Source organism: Kribbella sp. NBC_01505 (assembly GCF_045040285.1).
Classification (GTDB): domain Bacteria; phylum Actinomycetota; class Actinomycetes; order Propionibacteriales; family Kribbellaceae; genus Kribbella.
Map to the genome: position 1 here is coordinate 2,494,620 of NZ_CP109425.1, position 17,777 is coordinate 2,512,396.

Genomic DNA, 17,777 nt, shown 5'->3' on the forward strand with positions numbered 1-17,777 from the left:
CTACCCGAGCAAGAGGAGACGTTCATGCGCAAGACAACACTGGCCGCCGCGGCGCTGGCGGCCGTCGTACTAATGACTGGCTGCCTGCTGGCTGGTTGTGGTGCTGACAACCCGGACACCCAGGTCGCGTCGGGGTCCGGCACGCAGTCCACCGCTCCGACCAGTGCGCCGGCCAGCTTGAGCCGGGACGAGAAGGCGGTCAAGTTCACCCAGTGCCTGCGGGAGAACGGGCTGAACGTGCCGGACCCGGAGCCCGGCAAGCCGCCGTTGCTCAAGTTCGGCCCGGAGTCAGGGGTCGCACCGGAGAAGGTCCAGCAGGCGATGGAGGCCTGCCAGCAGTACAGCCCGCAGGGCGAGGGCGGCGCGGACCCGCAGCTGGACGAGAACGGCCGCAAGCACGCGGAGTGCATGCGGAAGAACGGCGTCGAGAAGTTCCCGGACCCGAAGCCCGGTCAGCGCGGCGTCATGATCGGCCCGGAGGTCGGTGACGACCCCGACTTCCAGAAGGCGCAGGAAGCGTGCCAGAGCATCCTGGCGGCGCGCTGATGCGCAGAATGCTGACGGCCGTCGCCGTCCTGGCCGCCGGGGGCGCGATGAGCGCCTTCCTGGTGAACCGGGGCGACCCCAGCCAGGCCGCGAACCAAGCCGCGCAGGCGTTGCCGGTCAACACCACCAAGGTCACCCAGCAGACCCTCAAGGACACCGAGACCGAAGACGGCGAGCTCGGCTTCGGTACGACGTCCACTGCGGTCAACCGGACCGCCGGAACGATCACCAGCCTCCCGGACAGCGGGCAGGAGCTCCGGCGCGGGAACACCGTCTACAGCGTCGACAACCAGCCAACCACCTTGCTGTACGGCGCTTTACCGGCGTACCGGCGACTGGCCGACGGGAGTGAAGGAGCGGACGTCCGGCAGCTCGAGCAGAACCTGAAGGCAATGGGCTACACGGGTTTCACGGTCGACGACGAGTACACCGCCAACACCGCCGAAGCTGTTGAGGAGTGGCAGGAGGACCTCGGCCGGGACGAGACCGGAGTGGTGGAGCTCGGGGCCGTGCTCTTCGCGCCCAGCCTGATCCGGATCGACAGCGTGCAGGTCGAGGAGGGCGCGCCACTCGGCCCGAACCAGCCGGTGCTCACCTACACCGGGACCCGGAAGGCGGTCACGGTTCAGCTGGACGCCGCGGACCAGCGGCTCGCGAAGCCGCGGTCGAAGGTCGATCTCACCCTGCCGGACGGCAAGGTCGTACCCGGGAAGGTGGAGAAGGTGTCGACGGTGATCATCCCGGCCGCGAGCCCGGAGAAGGATCCGGAGACCAAGGTCGAGGTGATCGTTGCCATCGACAACCAGAAGGCCGTCGCGGCCTGGGCACTCGCGGCCGTCGACGCGACGTTCACCGCCTCGGAACGCAAGAACGTGCTGACCGTCCCGGTGGCCGCGCTGGTCGCGCTGCGCGAAGGCGGGTTCGGCGTCGAGGTCACCGATGGCGCGACGTCGCAGTACGTGCCGGTGAAGACCGGTCTGTTCGCGAGCGGTCAGGTCGAGGTCAGCGGCGGCGGGATCAAGGCCGGCACTGTGGTTGGCCTCCCCAAAATGACGGAGTCCAAGTGATCGAGCTGAGCGAGGTGACCAAGGTGTATCCGGGCGGCGTGACGGCCCTCGGCGGCGTCAGCCTGCGCATCGACCGCGGCGAACTGGTCGCGATCGTCGGCCCGTCCGGCTCCGGCAAGTCGACCATGCTCAACGTCCTCGGCACGCTCGACCGCCCGAGCTCCGGCACGGTCCGGATCGACCGGTACGACGTGGCGCGGCTGTCGGACGCGAGTCTGTCCGCGTTGCGGGCGACCCGGATCGGGTTCGTGTTCCAGCAGTTCCATCTGGCGTCCGGCGTACGGGCCTTGGACAACGTGGCCGACGGACTGCTCTACTCCGGGCTCCGCTCATCGGTACGGCGGGAACGCGCGGCGACCGCGTTGGAGCGGGTCGGGCTCGGGCACCGCATGGACCACGAACCCCATGAGCTGTCCGGCGGCGAGCGACAACGGGTCGCCGTGGCCCGAGCGGTCGCCGGCGAACCCGCCGTACTGCTGGCCGATGAGCCGACCGGAGCGCTCGACTCGGCCTCCGGCGCCGGCGTGATGGAGCTGCTGCGAGACCTGCACGCGGGCGGTACGACGGTCGTCGTGATCACCCACGACCGGGACATCGCCGCCGCGCTGCCGCGTCAGGTCCGGATGCGCGACGGCCTGATCCTGGAGGAGACATGAGTGAGTTGCGACCGGCGAGTCTCGGGCTGCGCGATGTCGTCCGGGTCGGTGCGGTCGGGCTGCGCACCCGGCCGATGCGGGCGTTCCTGTCCGCCTTGGGGATCGCGATCGGGATCGCCGCGATGGTCGCGGTGGTCGGCATCTCGTCGTCCTCCCGGGCCGAGCTCGACGGGCAACTAGATGCCCTAGGCACCAATCTGCTCACGGTCGCGCCGGGCGTCCGGCTGACGGGCGAGCAGGCCCAGCTACCGCTCACGGCGGAGGACATGGTCCGCCGGATCGCGCCCGTGCGGGCCGAGTCGGCGGTCGGCACGGTGGACGGCGCCGCCGTGTACCGGAGCGACAAGATCCCCGCCATCCAGACGAACGGCATCATCGCGTACGCCGCCCGGACGAACCTGCTCGACACCATCGGGGCGACCGTTCGCAGCGGCAAATGGCTCGATGCCGCGACCGGCCACTACCCGGCGACCGTGCTCGGGGCCGGTGCGGCCGAGCGGCTCGGGATCACCCGCGCCGGTCCGGAGGTCCAGGTACTGATCGGCAACACCTGGTTCACCGTGCTCGGGATTCTCGAACCGGCCGCGCTCGCTCCAGAACTCGACTCCTCCGCGTTGATGGGCTGGCCGGCCGCCACCGGCACGCTGGCCTTCGACGGGCATCCGACCACGATCTACACCCGGTCGGACGACGCCCAGGTCGAGGCCGTGCGATCGGTACTCGGGGCAACCGCCAACCCGGAGGCGCCGAACGAGGTGGACGTCTCCCGGCCGTCCGACGCACTCGCAGCGAAACAGGCGGCCGGCCAGGCGTTCACCGGTCTGCTGCTCGGCCTCGGCGCGGTCGCGCTGCTGGTCGGCGGGGTCGGAGTCGCCAACATCATGGTGATCTCGGTCCTGGAACGCCGATCCGAGATCGGCCTCCGCCGCTCACTCGGGGCGACCCGCGGGCAGATCCGCACCCAGTTCCTGACCGAGTCGCTGCTCCTGTCCGCACTGGGCGGCCTCGGCGGAGCGCTCCTCGGAACCGCGGTCACCGCCGCCTACGCGTCGTACCAGAACTGGCTGGCGGTCATCCCGCTCTGGTCCCTGGTCGGCGGGCTGGCGGCCACCCTGGTGATCGGCGGCCTCGCCGGCCTCTACCCAGCGATCCGCGCCGCCCGCCTCTCCCCCACCGCGGCCCTCGCGACGCCTTGAGCGTGGCTAAGGACAGGTAGTAGTCGTATACGTAGACGACGGCGCCCGCCTGGAACTGCCGCTCCTGGGCTGTCGCCACCGGATACCACCTGTCCTTAGCGACGCAGTCAGGCGGTGTCGAGGCGCTGCAGGTGCTCGTCGGAGAGCTCAAGGTGCACCGCTTCGAGCGCTTCTTCGAGCTGGGCGACGGCACCGGCCGCGGCGAGCCGGCCCAAGGCTCCGACGGTTTCGTCGAGCGGGGTGCTGCGGTCGTCGAGGTGGGCGTAGTACAGGTCGATGCGGTCGATGCCGAGACTGCCTTCGACGGCGGCTGCGACCGTCTCCGCACCCAGGCCTTCCCAATGTTGGTCGGCGGGATCGCCTGGGGCCGTCGTCCGCGCGCCGACCTTGGTGGCGATGACGAGCTGGTCGCGGTTGCCGCGCTCACGCATCCAGCGGCCGAGGAGCTCTTCGCTGTCACCGCCATGGCCGTGCCACTGGTTGTAGTTGTTCGACGTGTCGATGAACGTGCCACCGGCCTCGACGAAGCGGTCCAGGATCGCGATCGCGATCTCCGGAGGAGTCGTCGTACCGAAGTTCATCGCACCGAGGCAGAAGGCGCTGACCGCGCGGCGGCCGGCGAGAGTTCGCTGGATCATGCCGTCGACTCTGCCCGCTGGAGTGCGGTCTAGGTCAAGACGACGCCGAGACCGGTGATCGCCAGCTGGACCAGGCTGATCGGGACGAGCCATTGCCAGGCCAGTTTCTGGAGCTGGTCGGCGCGCATCCGGGGGAACGAGACGCGGACCCAGATCACCACGAAGGCGACGACGGCGGTCTTCAGGATGGTCCAGATCCAGCCGATCGAGTCGGGGCCGGGTCCGGACCAGCCGCCGAGGAACAGTACGGCGGTGAGCGCGGAGAGGATGACGATTCCGGCGTACTCGGCGAGGAGGAAGAGGGCGAAGCGCAGGCCGGTGTACTCGGTGTAGGGGCCGAAGATGACCTCGGAGTCGGCGACCGGCATGTCGAAGGGCGGGCGCTGCAGCTCGGCGAGGCCGGCGATGAAGAAGACGACCAGGCCGGGGAGCTGCCAGAGCAACCACCACGGATTCCAGGCTTCGGCGATCCCGGTCAGGCTCAGCGAACCGGCGGCGACGGCAACACTGGCGGCGGCGAGCACGAACGGGAGCTCGTAGCTCATCAGCTGCGCCGCGACCCGGAGCCCGCCGAGCAGGCTGTACTTGTTGCCGCTGGCCCAGCCCGCCATCAGCGAACCGAGCACCCCGACGCTCATCACCGCGAGCACGAAGAACAGGCCCGAGTCGAGGTCCGCGCCGACGATGCCGGGGGCGATCGGGATCGCGGCCAGCGCCGCCATGTACGGCAGGATGGCGACGAACGGCGCCCACTCGAACACCCGGCGATCCGCCGCGGCCGGCACGACGCTCTCCTTCTGGACGAACTTCACCCCGTCCGCCACGAGCTGCGCCCAGCCGTGGAAGCCACCGGCGTACATCGGGCCGAGCCGTGACTGCATGTGCGCCATCACCTTGTGCTCGGCCTGACCGACCACGAGGGGCGCCACGAGGAAGGCGACGATGACGCCGACCACCCGCACCACGAACTCCAGCATGACCGCCACCCTATCGAGTTCCGCTTGACCTGAACCACCGTTGAGGTCAGAGGCTGGGGTTCATGAGCACAGTTCTGGTCATCGGAGCCACCGGCCGCACCGGCCGCCACATCGTCGCCGGCCTACGCGCCGCCGGAGTCACCGTCCGAGCCTTCGTCCGTACGCCGGACCGCGCCGACCTGCCCGCGGACGTCGAGCTGGTCGAGGGCGATCTGCACGATCCAGCCGCCGTACGACGGGCTGCGGTGGGAGCGGATGCGGCGTTCCTGCTGTGGCCGTGGTTCTCGTCGGAAGGCGCCGCGGCCGTCGTGGCGGAGTTGCCGCGGCGAGTCGTCTACCTGTCGACGCTGAACGGCGGTGGTTTCTGGGGTGAGATCGAGGACCTGCTGAAAGACCGGGACTGGACCTTCGTCCGCCCGAGCGGGTTCGCCGTGAACACTCTGGCGTGGGCCGAGCAGATCCGCAGCACCGGCGTCGTACGCCTCCCCTACCCGGAGGCCGCCCGGTCTCTCATCCACGAGCGCGATATCGCATCGGTCGCCGTACTGGCTCTCCTCAACGACGACCACATCGGCCGGACCCACGAGATCACCGGACCCGAAGCCATCACCCAAGCCGACCAGCTCGCCACCATCGCCGAGCTCACCGGCACGCCCATCCGCATCGAACCGCTCACCGACGACGCAGCCCGCCAGGAGATGCTCGACCAAGGCGCCGACCCCCTCCTCGCCGACAGCGCCGTCACCTACTGGTCCACCCTCGTCCACACCCCCGAACCAGTAACCACCACAGTCCCCCACCTAACCGGCCGCCCAGCCCTCCCCTACGCCAGCTGGGCCGCCGAACACGCCGATAAGTTCCGTTAAGTTCCGGGAACTCCGATGAGTTGCATCTGATGCGAAACTCATCGCTGTCCGTTCTCGGTGGACCTGGCACTTTCTCAGTGAAGTTGGCATGTCGTCAGGTTGTAGCGAGGGCTGACGAGACGGAATGGTCACCGGCGCCGCACGATGACCGGGAGCCTGGACCGGCCGGCGTCGCTGCTCACCGGTCGGCCGGTACGGCGGCGACCGAGATCCCCGAGGCATCGGCTGCGTCCGGAGCACACGACCGCGATCCGTGCGCAGCTGCTCGCGGCGTACGCGCCATCGACGTCGCGGCGAGCTGGAGATCGACGGCAAGGGCGACCGGGTCCGGCTCGGGTACTGCGGGACCGGCGTACGCGCCTGCTCGACTTCGAAGATCGCCGCGAGAGTGCCCTACTGACGGTCGTTGAGCTCAGTCCACGCAGCGAGTGTCTTCGACGATGCCAACGTGCGTGCAGCCACCTCGTCCCCTCTTATCTCTTAGGCGCATCCAGGGTGCTGCGCGAGGTGACTGAGATGCGACGCTGGCGGCGATCTGGCGACGGATCGACTTCTCCCACGATCCGAGTGACCGCCGGGTGTTCGGTTGGACCGAGCTGCAGATGCAGCTCAGAGTGTGGATGACGGCTGGATCGAGGTCACAGCGGCTCACCCGTGGCCGAGAGCGGGTAGACGATGAAGTGATCCCGGACGATCCGCAGCGGCCTATCCCCTGCCTCGGTGAGGACCTCAGCGAGCTCGACCAGTACTGCGGGGGACAGCTGCAACTCGTGTTCACCGGGATGCTCGCTCGAACCGAACTCGAAGTCGACGCCAGATTCCTGAGACATCTCGATGTGCGTACCAAGCACGAAGTCCACCGGATTGCCCGCGGCAACGAACTCGGCCAGCCGCACGACGCTGGCCCGGAACGCGGACCAGTCGAAGACGTACAGCCGGCCCGGGTACAGCGAGTCGCCGGTGATCAGCAACCGCGTCGAACGGTCATAGAAGGCGAGATGCGATGCGTGGTGACCCGGAATCGGGATCACGTCTAGGACCCGGTCCCCGAGGTCGAACTGCACGATCTGCTCGGGCCAGGCGGTGATACCGAAGTACTGGGCGACCTCTTCGGCCGATTTGCCGACCACCTTGTCGAACTGCGGATCGCCGCCGACGTGATCGCCGTGGCCGTGAGTGTGCGCGATCACCAACTCCAGGTCGCGGCCGGTCAAGAGTTCGTCGACCACCGCCCGAAGGTCGATGTGACCGGTGCCGGTGTCGAGCAGCAAGGCCCGCTCGGAGCCGAGCAGCAGATAGATGAAGGGACCCTCGAAGTTGGTCCGCAGCGCCTGCCGGATGATCACCGTGCCCTCGTCGTACCAATGGACTTGATGATCAGGGCCGGTGCCGGTTGTGCCGTCGTCCCAGGTGGGAAAGGTTGTCATCGCCCGATCCTGACAGCTAGGAAGGTCGCCAACGGTCGGAATTGGCGGATGCGTCGCTGGGTTTGGGACCGGCTGCTCGGTGACCAGCACCCTGGCCGGCATCCTCAACCACCCCCACTGGATCGCGCAGGCCACCGGCACCATAAATAGCGCGGGTTACCAGTTACTTATCGGTGATATCATCGGATATCAGACAGGAGAGAGGCGCTGGATGAGCGACGTACTGATTCGCGATGTACCGGACGATGTTCTCGCCGTGATCGACCACCGCGCGAGCGGGTTGGGTCTATCCAGGAGCGAGTATCTTCGTCGGCAGTTGAGCCAGGCGGCCGGCCGGTCCGATGACCCGGTCACGGTGGCAGACCTCCACAGGTTCTCGCTCGCCACCCGCGATCTCGGTGATCCCGACGTCATGCGAGAGGCCTGGTCTTGACCCCCACCGGTGAAAGCCGGCGTTGGCTGATCGACAAGTCCGCCCTTGTCCGGCTTGATTCGACACCGAACGCCGAGGACTGGGCGAACCGCATCAACCGCGGATTGGTTCACATCGCCACCGTGACACTGCTCGAGGTGGGATACTCCACTCGTTCGGTCGAGGACCACCGGATGAGCCTGCAGCATCCACCGGTGTCCGCGATGCCGGTGGAGAACTCGACTCCTGCGATCGAGCGACGAGCGGTGGCGGTCCAGTCGCAACTAGCAGCGTCGGGGCAGCACCGGGCTCCCTCAGTGCCGGATCTCTTGATCGCCGCGACCGCAGAGCTCTCCGGCCTGATTCTCCTGCACCTGGACAAGGACTTCGAGCTCATCGCCAACTTGACCGGACAGCGGCTCGAACGGCTCGATCAGTCCTGATCCAGCGGCAGCTGCAGCCAGGCGCCTATTTCTTGGCGGCCGGCGGTGAGGGCTGCGGTGCGGGCGCCGTGGTTGGCGGCGTGGATGGTACCGATGAGGACGTGGGTGGGGTCGGGGAGGGCTTGGGCCAGGAGGTGGCTGAGGTGGCGGCCGTAGCCGTGGCCTCGGTGCTTCTTGGTGAGGATGAGGTCGCGGACCACATAGGCCGGGAGGCCCAGGGAGTCTTCGGGTTTGACGACCGCGGCGGCGTAGCCGGCCCATTCGCCGTGGACGGTGATGTCGAAGAGCAGCCCTTCGTCTGCGGTCTCCTGGAGGTCCTCGCGGTCCTGGATGCCTGCTTCTACGACGTGGTGCGGATGCTGCGCGTCGACGTCGGCGTAGGCCTGCTTCGCCTCGTCGTAGTGGTCGACTGTTGCGACCTGCTTGAGCTCTAGGCCGGACGGTACGTCGGTGGGCCGGAGCTCTCGGATCGGGGCGGCCAGGAAGCGGCGGTCGGGCTCCGTTCCGGGGAGCTCGGGGTCGGCGCTCCACAGGCGGAGGTAGCGCGGTTTGTGCATGCCGTAGATCTCGAGCGCTGATTGTTTGAGCGCTTGGAGGTCTTCGGGTTGCGGCGAGCGCGTCATCGGGGTCGCGTCGACGAACGGCTTGGTGGTGTCGCCGCCCTCGAAGCGCATGCTGAACATCGCGTGCAGGTCGCCGGACGGGAGCCAGTAGTTGAGCATCGACTCGACCGGCTGGCCCGGCGCGAACCGCTCGGTCCGCAACTCGGCGACCTCCAGCGAGTTGGCGAGCAGGATGTCCGGGTCCTCGTGCGACTCGGTCAGCAACCGCAGCCGCGTCTCGTCATCCGCCCAACCACGCGTCAACGGATGCTGCCGCGCAAGGGTGAAGCCGGCCAACTCAGCCGCTGTAATAGTCATGCCCAAGATCCTCAGCCCCCGCAGGGGTCAGCCCGGTCCCCAGTGGTGGCGGGGCGAACCTCAGCTGGACGAATCCTCGGGGGTTGCGGGATCGGCAGGCGGGTCCGGTGTGGCGTTCTGGGGTGTCTCGGGTGGTGGTGTGGGTTCGGCTTGTTTTTTGGTGCGGCGTTCGCCGGGTGCGCCTCGGCGGGGGCGGGCGGGGGTGGCGGCGGCTTGGGCGGGGGCGAGGGGGTCCGGGTCGGGGGAACCGGGTGGGCGGGGGCCCCAGGAGTCGGGATCGGGGACGCCGGGTGGGAGGGTGCGGCGGCGGGAGGGGGCTCCGCCGGCGGGGGCGTGGTCGGACTCGCCGGGTTCCTTGGCGCCGGGCCAGGGCTTGGCTACGCGGGCGGCGAGGATGAACTCCTTGCGGAGCGGGTTGCCTTCGAAGCCGTCGGGAAGCAGGAGCGGGACCAGGTTCGGGTGACCTTCGAAGGTGATGCCGAACATCTCGCAGGTCTCGCGCTCGTGCCAGTTAGCACCGGCGTACAGGTCGGAGAGTGTGGCCAGCTGCGGTGCGGCGCGCGGGATCAGCGTGCGGACGAGCACATGGTCGACGTGCGCGCCGCCCCAGAAGTCGGCCAGGTGGGTGACGACCCGGAAGCCGTCGGTCAGCTCGTCGGAGGCCGACAGGAAGTCGAAGAAGGTGAAGCCGACGCCGTCCCGCAGCACCTCGTGCGCGGCGACCCAGGCAGCAGCCGGTACGTCGATCGTCGCGGGACCGAAGCTGTCCACGGCCACCGCTTCGACACCGGCCGCGGTGAGCGCGTCCAGGGCATCGGTCATTGCGGCGGCACCAGATCGCGGGTCAGCGCGGCCGCCGACGGTTCGTCGTACCGGTCGGCGAGCTTCTCGCCCGCGATCTTCTCCTGCAGCTTGAGGATGCCCTGCAGCAGCGCCTCCGGCCGCGGCGGGCAGCCGGGGACGTAGACGTCGACGGGGATGATCTGGTCGACGCCCTTGGTCACGCAGTAGGAGTCCCAGTACGGGCCGCCGGAGTTCGAGCAGGAGCCGAACGAGATCACGTACTTCGGCTCGGGCATCTGGTCGTAGAGCCGCTTGATGGCCGGCGCCATCTTGTCGGTCACGGTGCCCGACACGACCATCAGGTCGGCCTGCCGCGGCCCGGGCGCGAACGGGATGACGCCGAGCCGGATGAAGTCGTGCCGTCCCATCGACGCCGCGATGAACTCGATCGCACAGCAGGCGAGGCCGAAGTTGAACACCCACAGGGAGTACTTCCGGCCCCAGTTCAGCAGGTACCGGACCGGCGTGGGCGCCAGCTTGGCCAGCGCACCCACGGCCGGGCGCACGGCCGGCAACGGCAGGTCGGTCTGGGACATGCGCCTACCCTAGTCCGGCGATCTCCTCGGCGAGGATTTCCGGGTACTCGAGCGGCGCGTAGTGTCCGACTCCGTCGACAGTCCGGAGCCGGACGTCGCTGAAGAAGTCGTCGAGCCGATCCGACCACGCGCGCGGGAACAGCGGGTCGAACTCCGGCCACAGCACGACTGTCGGCACATTGATTCGCTCGTACGACGCGGGGGCAGTCTCGGCTGCGGATACGGCGATTGACCCGGCGCCACCGCGATACCAGTTCAGTGAGGCGGTGAAGGCGCCCGGGACCGAGTACGCCGCCACCAGGTGCTCGATGGCCGGCACGAAGTCCGGGCCGGACCAGTGCTGCCAGAAGTGATTCAGGTACGACCGGACCGCATCCGGCTTCCCGTCGATCAGCTCCTCGATCAGTGGCAGCCGGTGGAACGACTGGTACCAGAACTCGCGCTGTGCCTGCTCGGAGAAGACCCGCTTTCCGATCCCTGGTAGCGGCGGCGCAACGACCAGCCCGTCGATCAGCTCCGGGTTGGTCCGAGCGATCGACTGCGCGACCCGGCTCCCGACGTCGTACCCGGCAAGAACCGGACGGTCGAGCCCGAGCTCTTCGATCAGCCCGATCACACTCCGCGCCTGCCCGGCCGCGCCGTACTGCGTCGGGTCGACAGCGACCGGTGACTCGACCACGGTCGGATCGATGCCGGCCAGGAACGACCCTCCGAAGCCGCGGAGATCCGGTACGACGACCTCGAAGCCGCGCTCGGCGAGCAGTGGCGCGAGGACCCGGTAGTCGGTGCGGTCGCCTGGCCAGCCGTGCAGCAGGACCACCGCCGGGCCTTCGCCGGACCGGTCGTACTCGAGTTCGAATCCGTCCACCGCTGCGCTTCGCATACGCCCCATTCTGATCTACCGTGATTGAACAGGACTGAACAGGTTCCCTCGCGCGGAGCGCGGCTAGTTGTAGAGCGGTAGGAGAGCGCATGTCCGAGCAGGTGGAGTCCCGCGGTTTCAGCGTGGAGAGCAACGGGCTGAACGTGATCGCCGACGCCGACCGGAAGGGCCGGCCGAGCCAGCTGTTCTGGCCGTGGTTCGGAGCGAACGTGTCGGTGCTCGGGCTCAGCTACGGCGCCTTCGTCCTCGGGTTCGGCATCTCGTTCTGGCAGGGCGTCGTGGCCGGAGTGATCGGGGTCGCGTTCTCGTTCCTGCTCTGCGGCCTGATCGCACTGGCCGGCAAACGCGGTTCGGCCCCGACCCTCGTGCTCAGCCGCGCGGCCTTCGGGGTCCGGGGCAACAAACTGCCGTCCCTCGTCTCCTGGGTGCTGACGGTCGGCTGGGAGACCGTGCTGACCATCCTCGCGACCCTCGCCACCGCGACCGTGTTCGAGCGGCTCGGCTGGGGCGGCGGCACGGTGACGAAGGTGATCGCGCTGCTCGTCGTCGGCGTACTCATCGTCGCCTGCGGGGTGCTCGGCTTCGACCTGATCATGCGAGCTCAGACGATCATCACCGTGGTCACCGGCGTCCTGACGGTCGTCTACATCGTCCTGGTCGCGGACAAGATCCACTGGAGCACCGTCTCGCACCTCGAGCACGGCTCGACCCAGCAGCTGATCGGTGCGGTGGTCTTCGTGATGACCGGCTTCGGCCTCGGCTGGGTGAACGCCGCCGCCGACTACTCCCGCTACCTCCCGCGCGCGTCGTCGAGCAGAGGCGTGGTCGGCTGGACGACGTTCGGCGGTTCGGTCGCGCCGATCGTGCTGCTCCTGTTCGGACTGCTGCTGGCCGGTTCCTCCGAAGACCTCAGTACGGCGATCGGCGCCGACCCGATCGGTGCCCTGGCCGCCGCGTTGCCGACCTGGTTCCTGGTCCCGTTCGTGATCGTCGCCGTACTCGGCCTGGTCGGTGGGGCGGTCCTCGACATCTACTCGTCCGGTCTGGCCCTGCTGTCGATCGGTCTCCCGGCCCCGCGGTACGTCGCCGCTCTCATCGACGGCGTGGTGATGATCGCCGGGACGATCTACGTGGTGTTCTTCGGCACCGAGTTCTTCGGTCAGTTCCAAGGCTTCCTGATCACACTCGGCGTCCCGATCGCCGCCTGGTGCGGAATCATGCTGGCCGACATCGCCACCCGGCGCAGCGACTACGCCGAGCGTGACCTCTACGACGCGATCGGCCGGTACGGCGACATCCGGTGGCTGCCGGTACTCACGATGATCGTTGCCACCGGCATCGGTTGGGGCCTGGTCGTCAACACGTACGCATCCTGGCTGGCCTGGCAGGGCTACCTGCTCGGCCCGTTCGGCCTCGGTCCCAAGGACGGCTCGTGGGCCTACGCAAACCTCGGCGTACTGGTCGCCCTCGTCCTGGGCTTCCTCGTCCAGCGAATCGCCGGCGCTCGCGCCGTCCGCCACCAGGAAGCCATCGCCTAAGTGGCTGAGGGCCTCAAGCACGAGCGCGTAGCCGCCGTGCTCGGCCGGGAGATCCGCGCCGAGCTGGTACGGCGTGGCGCCCGCCTGCCCGGTGAGGTCGAGCTGGCGCGCCGGTTCGGGGTCAGCCGGAACACGGTCCGCGCCGCGCTCGCCCAGCTGACCGAGGACGGCCTGATCAGCACCCGCTCCGGCAAAGGCTCCTTCGTCGTCTTCGACGGCCGGCCCCTCGACGGCCGCCTCGGCTGGACCCACGCCCCCGTCGACCGAGACCTGGCCGTCGAGCTCCGCACCATCCGCATCGCCCACGAACAAACCTCGCACCGATCCGACCGCACCGAGAAGCTGGTCGTGATCGAGCGATTGCAGGTAGCAGGCAACAAACCGATCGCCTGGGAACGCAGCTGGGTCCCAGCCCTGGACAGCCTGCGCGAGCTGCCGAAACGCGGCCTGGTGAACGACTCGATCGCGCTCACCCTGACCCGTGCCGGACTCCACCCGGACCATTGCCAGCAACGTCTCCGCGGCCGCGCGCTCGACGCAACCGAGGCCAAGCTGCTCAAACGCCGTACCGGCACGTGGTTCCTGCACACCGAGCGCACCAGCTGGACGGCCGACGACCGCTTCGCCGAATACGCAGAGTGCCTCCTCGACCCCTCTTACTTCGAGCTCAGCCTGGACTACGGAACGGCCTGAGCCCGGCATAGGGAGTTGTGCCGATGTGGGGCTGCTCCTCAGGCGAGCAGTCTCTGGGCATGTCCTTCTACACGCCAGAATCGGTCCAGGCCGAGACGCGGTACCGCCAGGAGAAGCTCCGGCGTTCGTATCAGCGTCCGCTCTGGTTCCAGCGCAAGCCGAAGACGCAGCGCCCTGAGCCCTGCGCCCCCGAACTCCGCGCCCGTCCAGCGATGTAGGCACCTCACTAAGTGCCGGTTCCCGCTCCCTAGGACCCCCTAGGGAGCGGGGATAGGGAGGAGTTCCGATGTGCGGAGCTACCTCAGAAGAACAGAGTTACTGATGTCGGCAGGCAGCCGGCAACGAACCAAGGAGAACGCGATGTACACGAACGAAGAGGTCAAGGCCGAGGTCGCCTACCGCAGGGAGCGCCTCACCCGGGACTACGGCAAGCACCGCAGCGGCGGCGCCCGCCGGACCTTCATCCACCTGTTCGGCCGGAAAGCCTGAAGGGAGGTACACCATGTTCATCACCCAGCAGACGATCAAGGCAGAGACTGCCTACCGCCAGGAGCGCACCAAGCGTGAGTTCCGCAGGCTGACCCGCCGGACGCGCCCGGAGCAGGCCACCAAGCCCGCCCCGCGGCATGCCCGCCGGACTTTCACCACGGCCGCATGACCGCCGTGACGGCCGTCCCTGACCCGATAGTCCGGGTCAGGGACGGCTTTTTTGTTGCCGGTGGCGCTCACCGGCCGGGATGCCGTCGATTTGTGTCGGCTCCAGGGGCGAAGATGGACGACGTGCCCTGGACCTCGACACCTCTCGTCGGCCGCTCGACCGAGATGGCCGCCCTGCTCAGCGCCGTCGACGACGCCAAAACGCGTCGCGCCGGTGCAGTACTGCTGTCCGGTGACGCGGGCGTCGGCAAGACCCGACTGCTGGACGAGGTGGCCACCGGTGCGCACGAGCGCGGCTTCGGCGTGCTCGTCGGGCACTGCACCGACTTCGGCGACGCCGGTCTGCCCTACCTGCCGTTCTCGGAGATCTTCGGCCGCCTGGCCGGTGACCGGCCGGATCTGGTCGAGAGCGTGCTCACCAACTTCCCGGCGATCGGCCGGCTCCTGCCCACCCACCGCCTGATCGGCGCTCAACCCATCCAGCAGGACGGCCCGCTCGACCGGGCCGCGCTGTTCGACGCCGTGCTCGGCGCCTTCACCGCGCTGTCGACCAGCGAGCCGCTGCTGGTGATCGTCGAGGACGCGCACTGGGCGGACGACTCCACCCGGGACCTGATCGGTTTCCTGATCACCCGGCTGACCGCCCAACGCCTCACCCTGGTGGTCTCCTATCGCAGCGACGACCTGCACCGCCGTCATCCCCTCCGCCGTCCGATCGCGGAGTGGTCGCGCAACCCGCGCGTCCGCCGGGTCAACCTGCTCCCCCTGGACGCGACCGAGTCCCGCTCGCTCCTGGACTCGCTGTTGACCCAGCCGCTCCCCGAGATGGATGTACGCCGGATCCTCGAGCGCGCGGGTGGCAACGCCTTCTTCACCGAGGAGCTGGTCGCGGCATCGTCGATGGGCGACTCGGCCGCCGTACCGCCTGATCTCGCCGATCTGCTGCTGGTCCGGCTCGACCCGTTGTCCGACGAGGCGCGCCAGGTCGCGCGGGTGATCGCGGTAGCCGGTCGGCGGGTTTCGCACACGCTGCTGACCACGGTCGCCGGGCTGCCCGACACTGAGCTCGACGTCGCGCTGCGCGAGTTGATCGACGCGCACATCATCGACGTACCGGGCAATGCGAGCTACTACTTCCGCCATGCCTTGCTCGCCGAGGCCGTGTACGACGATCTGCTGCCGGGCGAGCGAGTTCGCCAGCACTCGTCGTATGTACAGGCGCTGAAGAACCAGACCGTCGCAGGTACGGCGGCGGAGCTGGCCGGGCATGCCACCCGGTCACACGATCTGGCGACTGCCTTCGAAGCCCGGGTGCGCGCTGGTGAGGAGGCGATCTCGGTCGCCGCACCGCAGGAGGCGCTCAAGCACTACGAGATGGCGCTGGAGCTGCTGCCGAACGCGGCCCCGGACAACACGATCGACAAGACCTGGCTGATCGCCGAGACCGCGATGGCGGCGACCCTGTCGTCGCAGCATCTGCGTGCGCTCAAGCTGCTCCGCAAGGCGCTCGCCGATCTGCCGCCGGACGCACCGAAGATCCAGCGCGCGCAGTTGCTGCTGCCCCTGGCCGACATCGCGTTGGTGATCGACCAGGACCAGGAGGCCAACGAGGCAGCCACCCAGGCGCTCAAGCTGGTCGCCGACGAGCCGTCGACGGTCTTCAAGGCTCAGATCGCGACCCTGTACGCGCGGGTCTCCGCGGGTCTGGGCCGCTCGATGGAGGCCGAGCGCTGGGCGCACAAGGCGCTCGAGATCGCCCGCGAGGCCGGCGAGGAGTCGGCTGCCGGAGACGCTGGGATCACGCTCGCCCAGCTCCGTCGCCGGGCCGGCGATCCCGCCACTGCCACCCGGCAGATGGAGGAAGCCGCCGTGCGGGCTCAGCTGGCCGGCGATGCCGCGGCTGAGGTCCGGAGCCGGTTCCTGCTCGGCTCGATCCAGTACGAAGAGGGCGATCTCCAGGCGGCCAAGGCCACCTTCGCCACCACCTGCCAGCGGGCCAACGAGCTCGGGCGGCAATGGGCGGCGTACGGGTTCGATGCCCGCCGGATGCTGGGGCTCACGCAGTTCACGCTTGGCGAGTGGGACGCGTCGACGGTCACCACCCAAGTGGACTCCGGTACGCCGATGGCGTCGGCGGCCGCATTGCGCGCAGTCGAGTTCAACGTGCGCAGTGGACGGGGTGACAACGCGGTGGCCGACGAGTCGGAGCTGCTGCGGAAGTGGTGGGAGCTCGACGTCATGACGCCGATCATCGCGCTCCAGCCCGCGGTCGACGCCTACCGGCGACTCGATCGGATCGCCGAAGCCCAGAAGATGATCGCGGATGTGACGACGCTGTGCGCGGACATCTTCCAGACCGAGCTGTTCACCGGCCGGGTCCGGTTCTCAGCCCTGGGGCTACAGCTGCTTTGTCACCGCGCGGTCGGTGAGCCGTCCGCGGCCAAGGACCTGCTCGAGCAGGGTGCCGCGCTGGTCGAGATCGGACAGGCCACCGCCGAGAAGGGGCTTCCGCCCGGGCGACTGCTGGCCGTCGAAGGGCTGTCCTGGCTCTCGCGGCTGGAGGCCGAGTGGGAGCGGCTGCGTTGGCTGACCGGGATCGATCCGCCGTCACCCGAGGAGCACGTCGCGGTCTGGCAGCGGACCATGGAGTCCTTCGGGTATGGAAACGTCCACGAGCAGGCATGGTCGCGGGCCCGGTTGTCGGACGCACTCCGCGCGGCCGGTCGGGTCGCCGAGGCCAACGAGCAGACCGTGATGGCGGTCGAGACGGCACGGCAGCTCGAGGCCAAGCCGTTGCTCGACGAGCTCGGCGGTCACGAGGGGCCGGGGCTCGGCGCTACTTCACTGACCGCGCGCGAGACCGAAGTACTGAAGCTGCTCGCCGAGGGCCGGACGAACCGGCAGCTCGCCCGCGAGCTCTACATCAGCGAGAAGACGGTCAGCGTGCACGTGTCGAACATCCTCGGCAAGCTCGGCGTCCGCTCCCGCACCGAGGCGGCCGCGGTGGCGCGGCGGGACGGCTTGCTGGATTAAGCGGCTGACCCACGACAGTCTGTTGCCTTCAACAAGCGTGTGATCCAGCACGGACTGTTGCTGGGTCGAACGACTGACCTACGACACAGAGTGCACCGCTCACGATCGGCGCTGTGCGGGCCACTGATCATGAGCGGTGCTGGGCGGAACCCGGTGTGGGGACCGGGCGCTCCGGGAGGGGCTGAGTCAGCCGTGTCTGCGGTGCCGGCCGGGCTCGTGTGACATCCGGTGGGACCGGCGATGGGCGAGTTCGTCCGCCTGCATCGCGGGCGCCGGGCGGTCGACGTGCGTGATGTCGTCGAAAACGTGCTGGGCGTGCCGCATGCGCGCCGCCGCGAACACGAGAAGGGCGGCCGCGACGATGCCGATCGCCACCCACAGTTGCCAATTCATCGCCTCACCACCCCTTACCTGTGTGGTACCCCGGCGTAATCACGATAACCGCG

Annotated in this window: 21 protein-coding genes; 13 read left to right on the forward strand and 8 right to left on the reverse strand. The window is 68.7% G+C overall.

From position 1 onward, the window contains the following. The first annotated feature begins 24 nt into the window (after positions 1 to 24). The 4 genes from OG474_RS11745 to OG474_RS11760 are packed head-to-tail and all read left to right on the forward strand — an operon-like array spanning position 25 to position 3,465. Positions 25 to 546, forward strand: coding sequence for a hypothetical protein (locus OG474_RS11745; protein ID WP_405062282.1), 522 nt, complete (start codon positions 25 to 27; stop codon positions 544 to 546). Next, a complete protein-coding gene (locus OG474_RS11750; protein WP_405062283.1) occupies positions 519 to 1,613 on the forward strand; it encodes a peptidoglycan-binding protein in 1,095 nt (364 codons plus the stop codon). The genes OG474_RS11745 and OG474_RS11750 overlap by 28 nt, the downstream gene beginning before the upstream one ends. Then, entirely contained in the window at positions 1,610 to 2,269 is a 660-nt protein-coding gene (locus OG474_RS11755) for an ABC transporter ATP-binding protein (RefSeq protein WP_405062284.1), read from the forward strand. Before OG474_RS11750 ends, OG474_RS11755 begins: the two co-directional genes overlap by 4 nt. Further along, a complete protein-coding gene (locus tag OG474_RS11760; RefSeq protein WP_405062285.1) occupies positions 2,266 to 3,465 on the forward strand; it encodes an ABC transporter permease in 1,200 nt (399 codons plus the stop codon). The genes OG474_RS11755 and OG474_RS11760 overlap by 4 nt, the downstream gene beginning before the upstream one ends. 107 nt (positions 3,466 to 3,572) lie before the next feature. Here OG474_RS11760 and OG474_RS11765 read toward each other — a convergent pair whose 3' ends face one another. Both OG474_RS11765 and OG474_RS11770 read right to left on the reverse strand, forming a co-directional pair. Further along, entirely contained in the window at positions 3,573 to 4,103 is a 531-nt protein-coding gene (locus tag OG474_RS11765; RefSeq protein WP_405062286.1) for an aldo/keto reductase, read from the reverse strand. A 29-nt stretch (positions 4,104 to 4,132) separates the two neighbouring features. Further along, a complete protein-coding gene (locus tag OG474_RS11770; protein WP_405062287.1) occupies positions 4,133 to 5,080 on the reverse strand; it encodes an NADH-quinone oxidoreductase subunit H in 948 nt (315 codons plus the stop codon). Positions 5,081 to 5,142: 62 nt separating this feature from the next. Here OG474_RS11770 and OG474_RS11775 point away from each other — a divergent pair, with 62 nt between their 5' ends. Then, positions 5,143 to 5,946, forward strand: coding sequence for an SDR family oxidoreductase (locus tag OG474_RS11775; protein ID WP_405062288.1), 804 nt, complete (start codon positions 5,143 to 5,145; stop codon positions 5,944 to 5,946). Between the two features lie 638 nt (positions 5,947 to 6,584). On the opposite strand, the gene OG474_RS11780 is transcribed toward OG474_RS11775, so the two are convergent. After that, complete coding sequence (locus OG474_RS11780; protein ID WP_405062289.1) at positions 6,585 to 7,373, reverse strand: MBL fold metallo-hydrolase; 789 nt, start codon at positions 7,371 to 7,373, stop codon at positions 6,585 to 6,587. Positions 7,374 to 7,452: 79 nt separating this feature from the next. Here OG474_RS11780 and OG474_RS11785 point away from each other — a divergent pair, with 79 nt between their 5' ends. Both OG474_RS11785 and OG474_RS11790 read left to right on the forward strand, forming a co-directional pair. Next, positions 7,453 to 7,806 (forward strand): hypothetical protein, encoded by a 354-nt coding sequence (locus tag OG474_RS11785; protein ID WP_405062290.1) that lies wholly within the window; start codon positions 7,453 to 7,455, stop codon positions 7,804 to 7,806. Next, positions 7,803 to 8,228, forward strand: coding sequence for a PIN domain nuclease (locus OG474_RS11790; RefSeq protein ID WP_405062291.1), 426 nt, complete (start codon positions 7,803 to 7,805; stop codon positions 8,226 to 8,228). Before OG474_RS11785 ends, OG474_RS11790 begins: the two co-directional genes overlap by 4 nt. On the opposite strand, the gene OG474_RS11795 is transcribed toward OG474_RS11790, so the two are convergent. From OG474_RS11795 to OG474_RS11810, 4 genes are read right to left on the reverse strand one after another with little or no spacing between them, the layout of a single operon-like run. Further along, entirely contained in the window at positions 8,219 to 9,148 is a 930-nt protein-coding gene (locus tag OG474_RS11795; protein ID WP_405062292.1) for a GNAT family N-acetyltransferase, read from the reverse strand. The two genes, OG474_RS11790 and OG474_RS11795, sit on opposite strands and share 10 nt — an antisense overlap. A gap of 60 nt (positions 9,149 to 9,208) precedes the next feature. After that, positions 9,209 to 9,970, reverse strand: a complete 762-nt coding sequence (locus OG474_RS11800; RefSeq protein WP_405062293.1) for an NADH-quinone oxidoreductase subunit C — start codon at positions 9,968 to 9,970, stop codon at positions 9,209 to 9,211. Further along, positions 9,967 to 10,527, reverse strand: a complete 561-nt coding sequence (locus tag OG474_RS11805; protein ID WP_132413009.1) for an NADH-quinone oxidoreductase subunit B — start codon at positions 10,525 to 10,527, stop codon at positions 9,967 to 9,969. Before OG474_RS11805 ends, OG474_RS11800 begins: the two co-directional genes overlap by 4 nt. 4 nt (positions 10,528 to 10,531) lie before the next feature. Continuing rightward, positions 10,532 to 11,410 (reverse strand): alpha/beta fold hydrolase, encoded by an 879-nt coding sequence (locus OG474_RS11810; protein ID WP_405062294.1) that lies wholly within the window; start codon positions 11,408 to 11,410, stop codon positions 10,532 to 10,534. Positions 11,411 to 11,499: 89 nt separating this feature from the next. On the opposite strand from OG474_RS11810, the gene OG474_RS11815 reads away from it, so the two are divergent. The 6 genes from OG474_RS11815 (at position 11,500) to OG474_RS11840 (ending at position 17,331) form a co-directional block, all read left to right on the forward strand. Then, complete coding sequence (locus tag OG474_RS11815; protein WP_405062295.1) at positions 11,500 to 12,948, forward strand: purine-cytosine permease family protein; 1,449 nt, start codon at positions 11,500 to 11,502, stop codon at positions 12,946 to 12,948. Further along, entirely contained in the window at positions 12,949 to 13,641 is a 693-nt protein-coding gene (locus tag OG474_RS11820; protein ID WP_405062296.1) for a GntR family transcriptional regulator, read from the forward strand. A gap of 59 nt (positions 13,642 to 13,700) precedes the next feature. Then, positions 13,701 to 13,859, forward strand: coding sequence for a hypothetical protein (locus OG474_RS11825; protein WP_404636792.1), 159 nt, complete (start codon positions 13,701 to 13,703; stop codon positions 13,857 to 13,859). Positions 13,860 to 14,001: 142 nt separating this feature from the next. Continuing rightward, complete coding sequence (locus OG474_RS11830) at positions 14,002 to 14,130, forward strand: hypothetical protein (RefSeq protein WP_405062297.1); 129 nt, start codon at positions 14,002 to 14,004, stop codon at positions 14,128 to 14,130. 13 nt (positions 14,131 to 14,143) lie between these two features. Next, positions 14,144 to 14,299, forward strand: coding sequence for a hypothetical protein (locus OG474_RS11835; protein WP_405062298.1), 156 nt, complete (start codon positions 14,144 to 14,146; stop codon positions 14,297 to 14,299). A gap of 113 nt (positions 14,300 to 14,412) precedes the next feature. Then, positions 14,413 to 17,331, forward strand: a complete 2,919-nt coding sequence (locus tag OG474_RS11840) for an AAA family ATPase (RefSeq protein WP_405062299.1) — start codon at positions 14,413 to 14,415, stop codon at positions 17,329 to 17,331. A gap of 186 nt (positions 17,332 to 17,517) precedes the next feature. Here OG474_RS11840 and OG474_RS11845 read toward each other — a convergent pair whose 3' ends face one another. Then, positions 17,518 to 17,724: a hypothetical protein gene (locus OG474_RS11845; protein WP_405062300.1), complete on the reverse strand. Its 207-nt coding sequence runs from the start codon at positions 17,722 to 17,724 to the stop codon at positions 17,518 to 17,520. Between the last annotated feature and the right edge of the window lie 53 nt (positions 17,725 to 17,777).

Coding starts and splice junctions, on each gene's coding strand:
- OG474_RS11830 (WP_405062297.1), top strand. CDS start 14,002: ATGTACACGAACGAAGAGGTCAAGGCCGAGGTCGCCTACCGCAGGGAG.
- OG474_RS11835 (WP_405062298.1), top strand. CDS start 14,144: ATGTTCATCACCCAGCAGACGATCAAGGCAGAGACTGCCTACCGCCAG.
- OG474_RS11800 (WP_405062293.1), bottom strand. CDS start 9,970: ATGACCGATGCCCTGGACGCGCTCACCGCGGCCGGTGTCGAAGCGGTG.
- OG474_RS11815 (WP_405062295.1), top strand. CDS start 11,500: ATGTCCGAGCAGGTGGAGTCCCGCGGTTTCAGCGTGGAGAGCAACGGG.
- OG474_RS11760 (WP_405062285.1), top strand. CDS start 2,266: ATGAGTGAGTTGCGACCGGCGAGTCTCGGGCTGCGCGATGTCGTCCGG.
- OG474_RS11845 (WP_405062300.1), bottom strand. CDS start 17,724: ATGAATTGGCAACTGTGGGTGGCGATCGGCATCGTCGCGGCCGCCCTT.
- OG474_RS11745 (WP_405062282.1), top strand. CDS start 25: ATGCGCAAGACAACACTGGCCGCCGCGGCGCTGGCGGCCGTCGTACTA.
- OG474_RS11805 (WP_132413009.1), bottom strand. CDS start 10,527: ATGTCCCAGACCGACCTGCCGTTGCCGGCCGTGCGCCCGGCCGTGGGT.
- OG474_RS11775 (WP_405062288.1), top strand. CDS start 5,143: ATGAGCACAGTTCTGGTCATCGGAGCCACCGGCCGCACCGGCCGCCAC.
- OG474_RS11780 (WP_405062289.1), bottom strand. CDS start 7,373: ATGACAACCTTTCCCACCTGGGACGACGGCACAACCGGCACCGGCCCT.
- OG474_RS11840 (WP_405062299.1), top strand. CDS start 14,413: ATGGACGACGTGCCCTGGACCTCGACACCTCTCGTCGGCCGCTCGACC.
- OG474_RS11795 (WP_405062292.1), bottom strand. CDS start 9,148: ATGACTATTACAGCGGCTGAGTTGGCCGGCTTCACCCTTGCGCGGCAG.
- OG474_RS11825 (WP_404636792.1), top strand. CDS start 13,701: ATGTCCTTCTACACGCCAGAATCGGTCCAGGCCGAGACGCGGTACCGC.
- OG474_RS11765 (WP_405062286.1), bottom strand. CDS start 4,103: ATGATCCAGCGAACTCTCGCCGGCCGCCGCGCGGTCAGCGCCTTCTGC.
- OG474_RS11770 (WP_405062287.1), bottom strand. CDS start 5,080: ATGCTGGAGTTCGTGGTGCGGGTGGTCGGCGTCATCGTCGCCTTCCTC.
- OG474_RS11810 (WP_405062294.1), bottom strand. CDS start 11,410: ATGCGAAGCGCAGCGGTGGACGGATTCGAACTCGAGTACGACCGGTCC.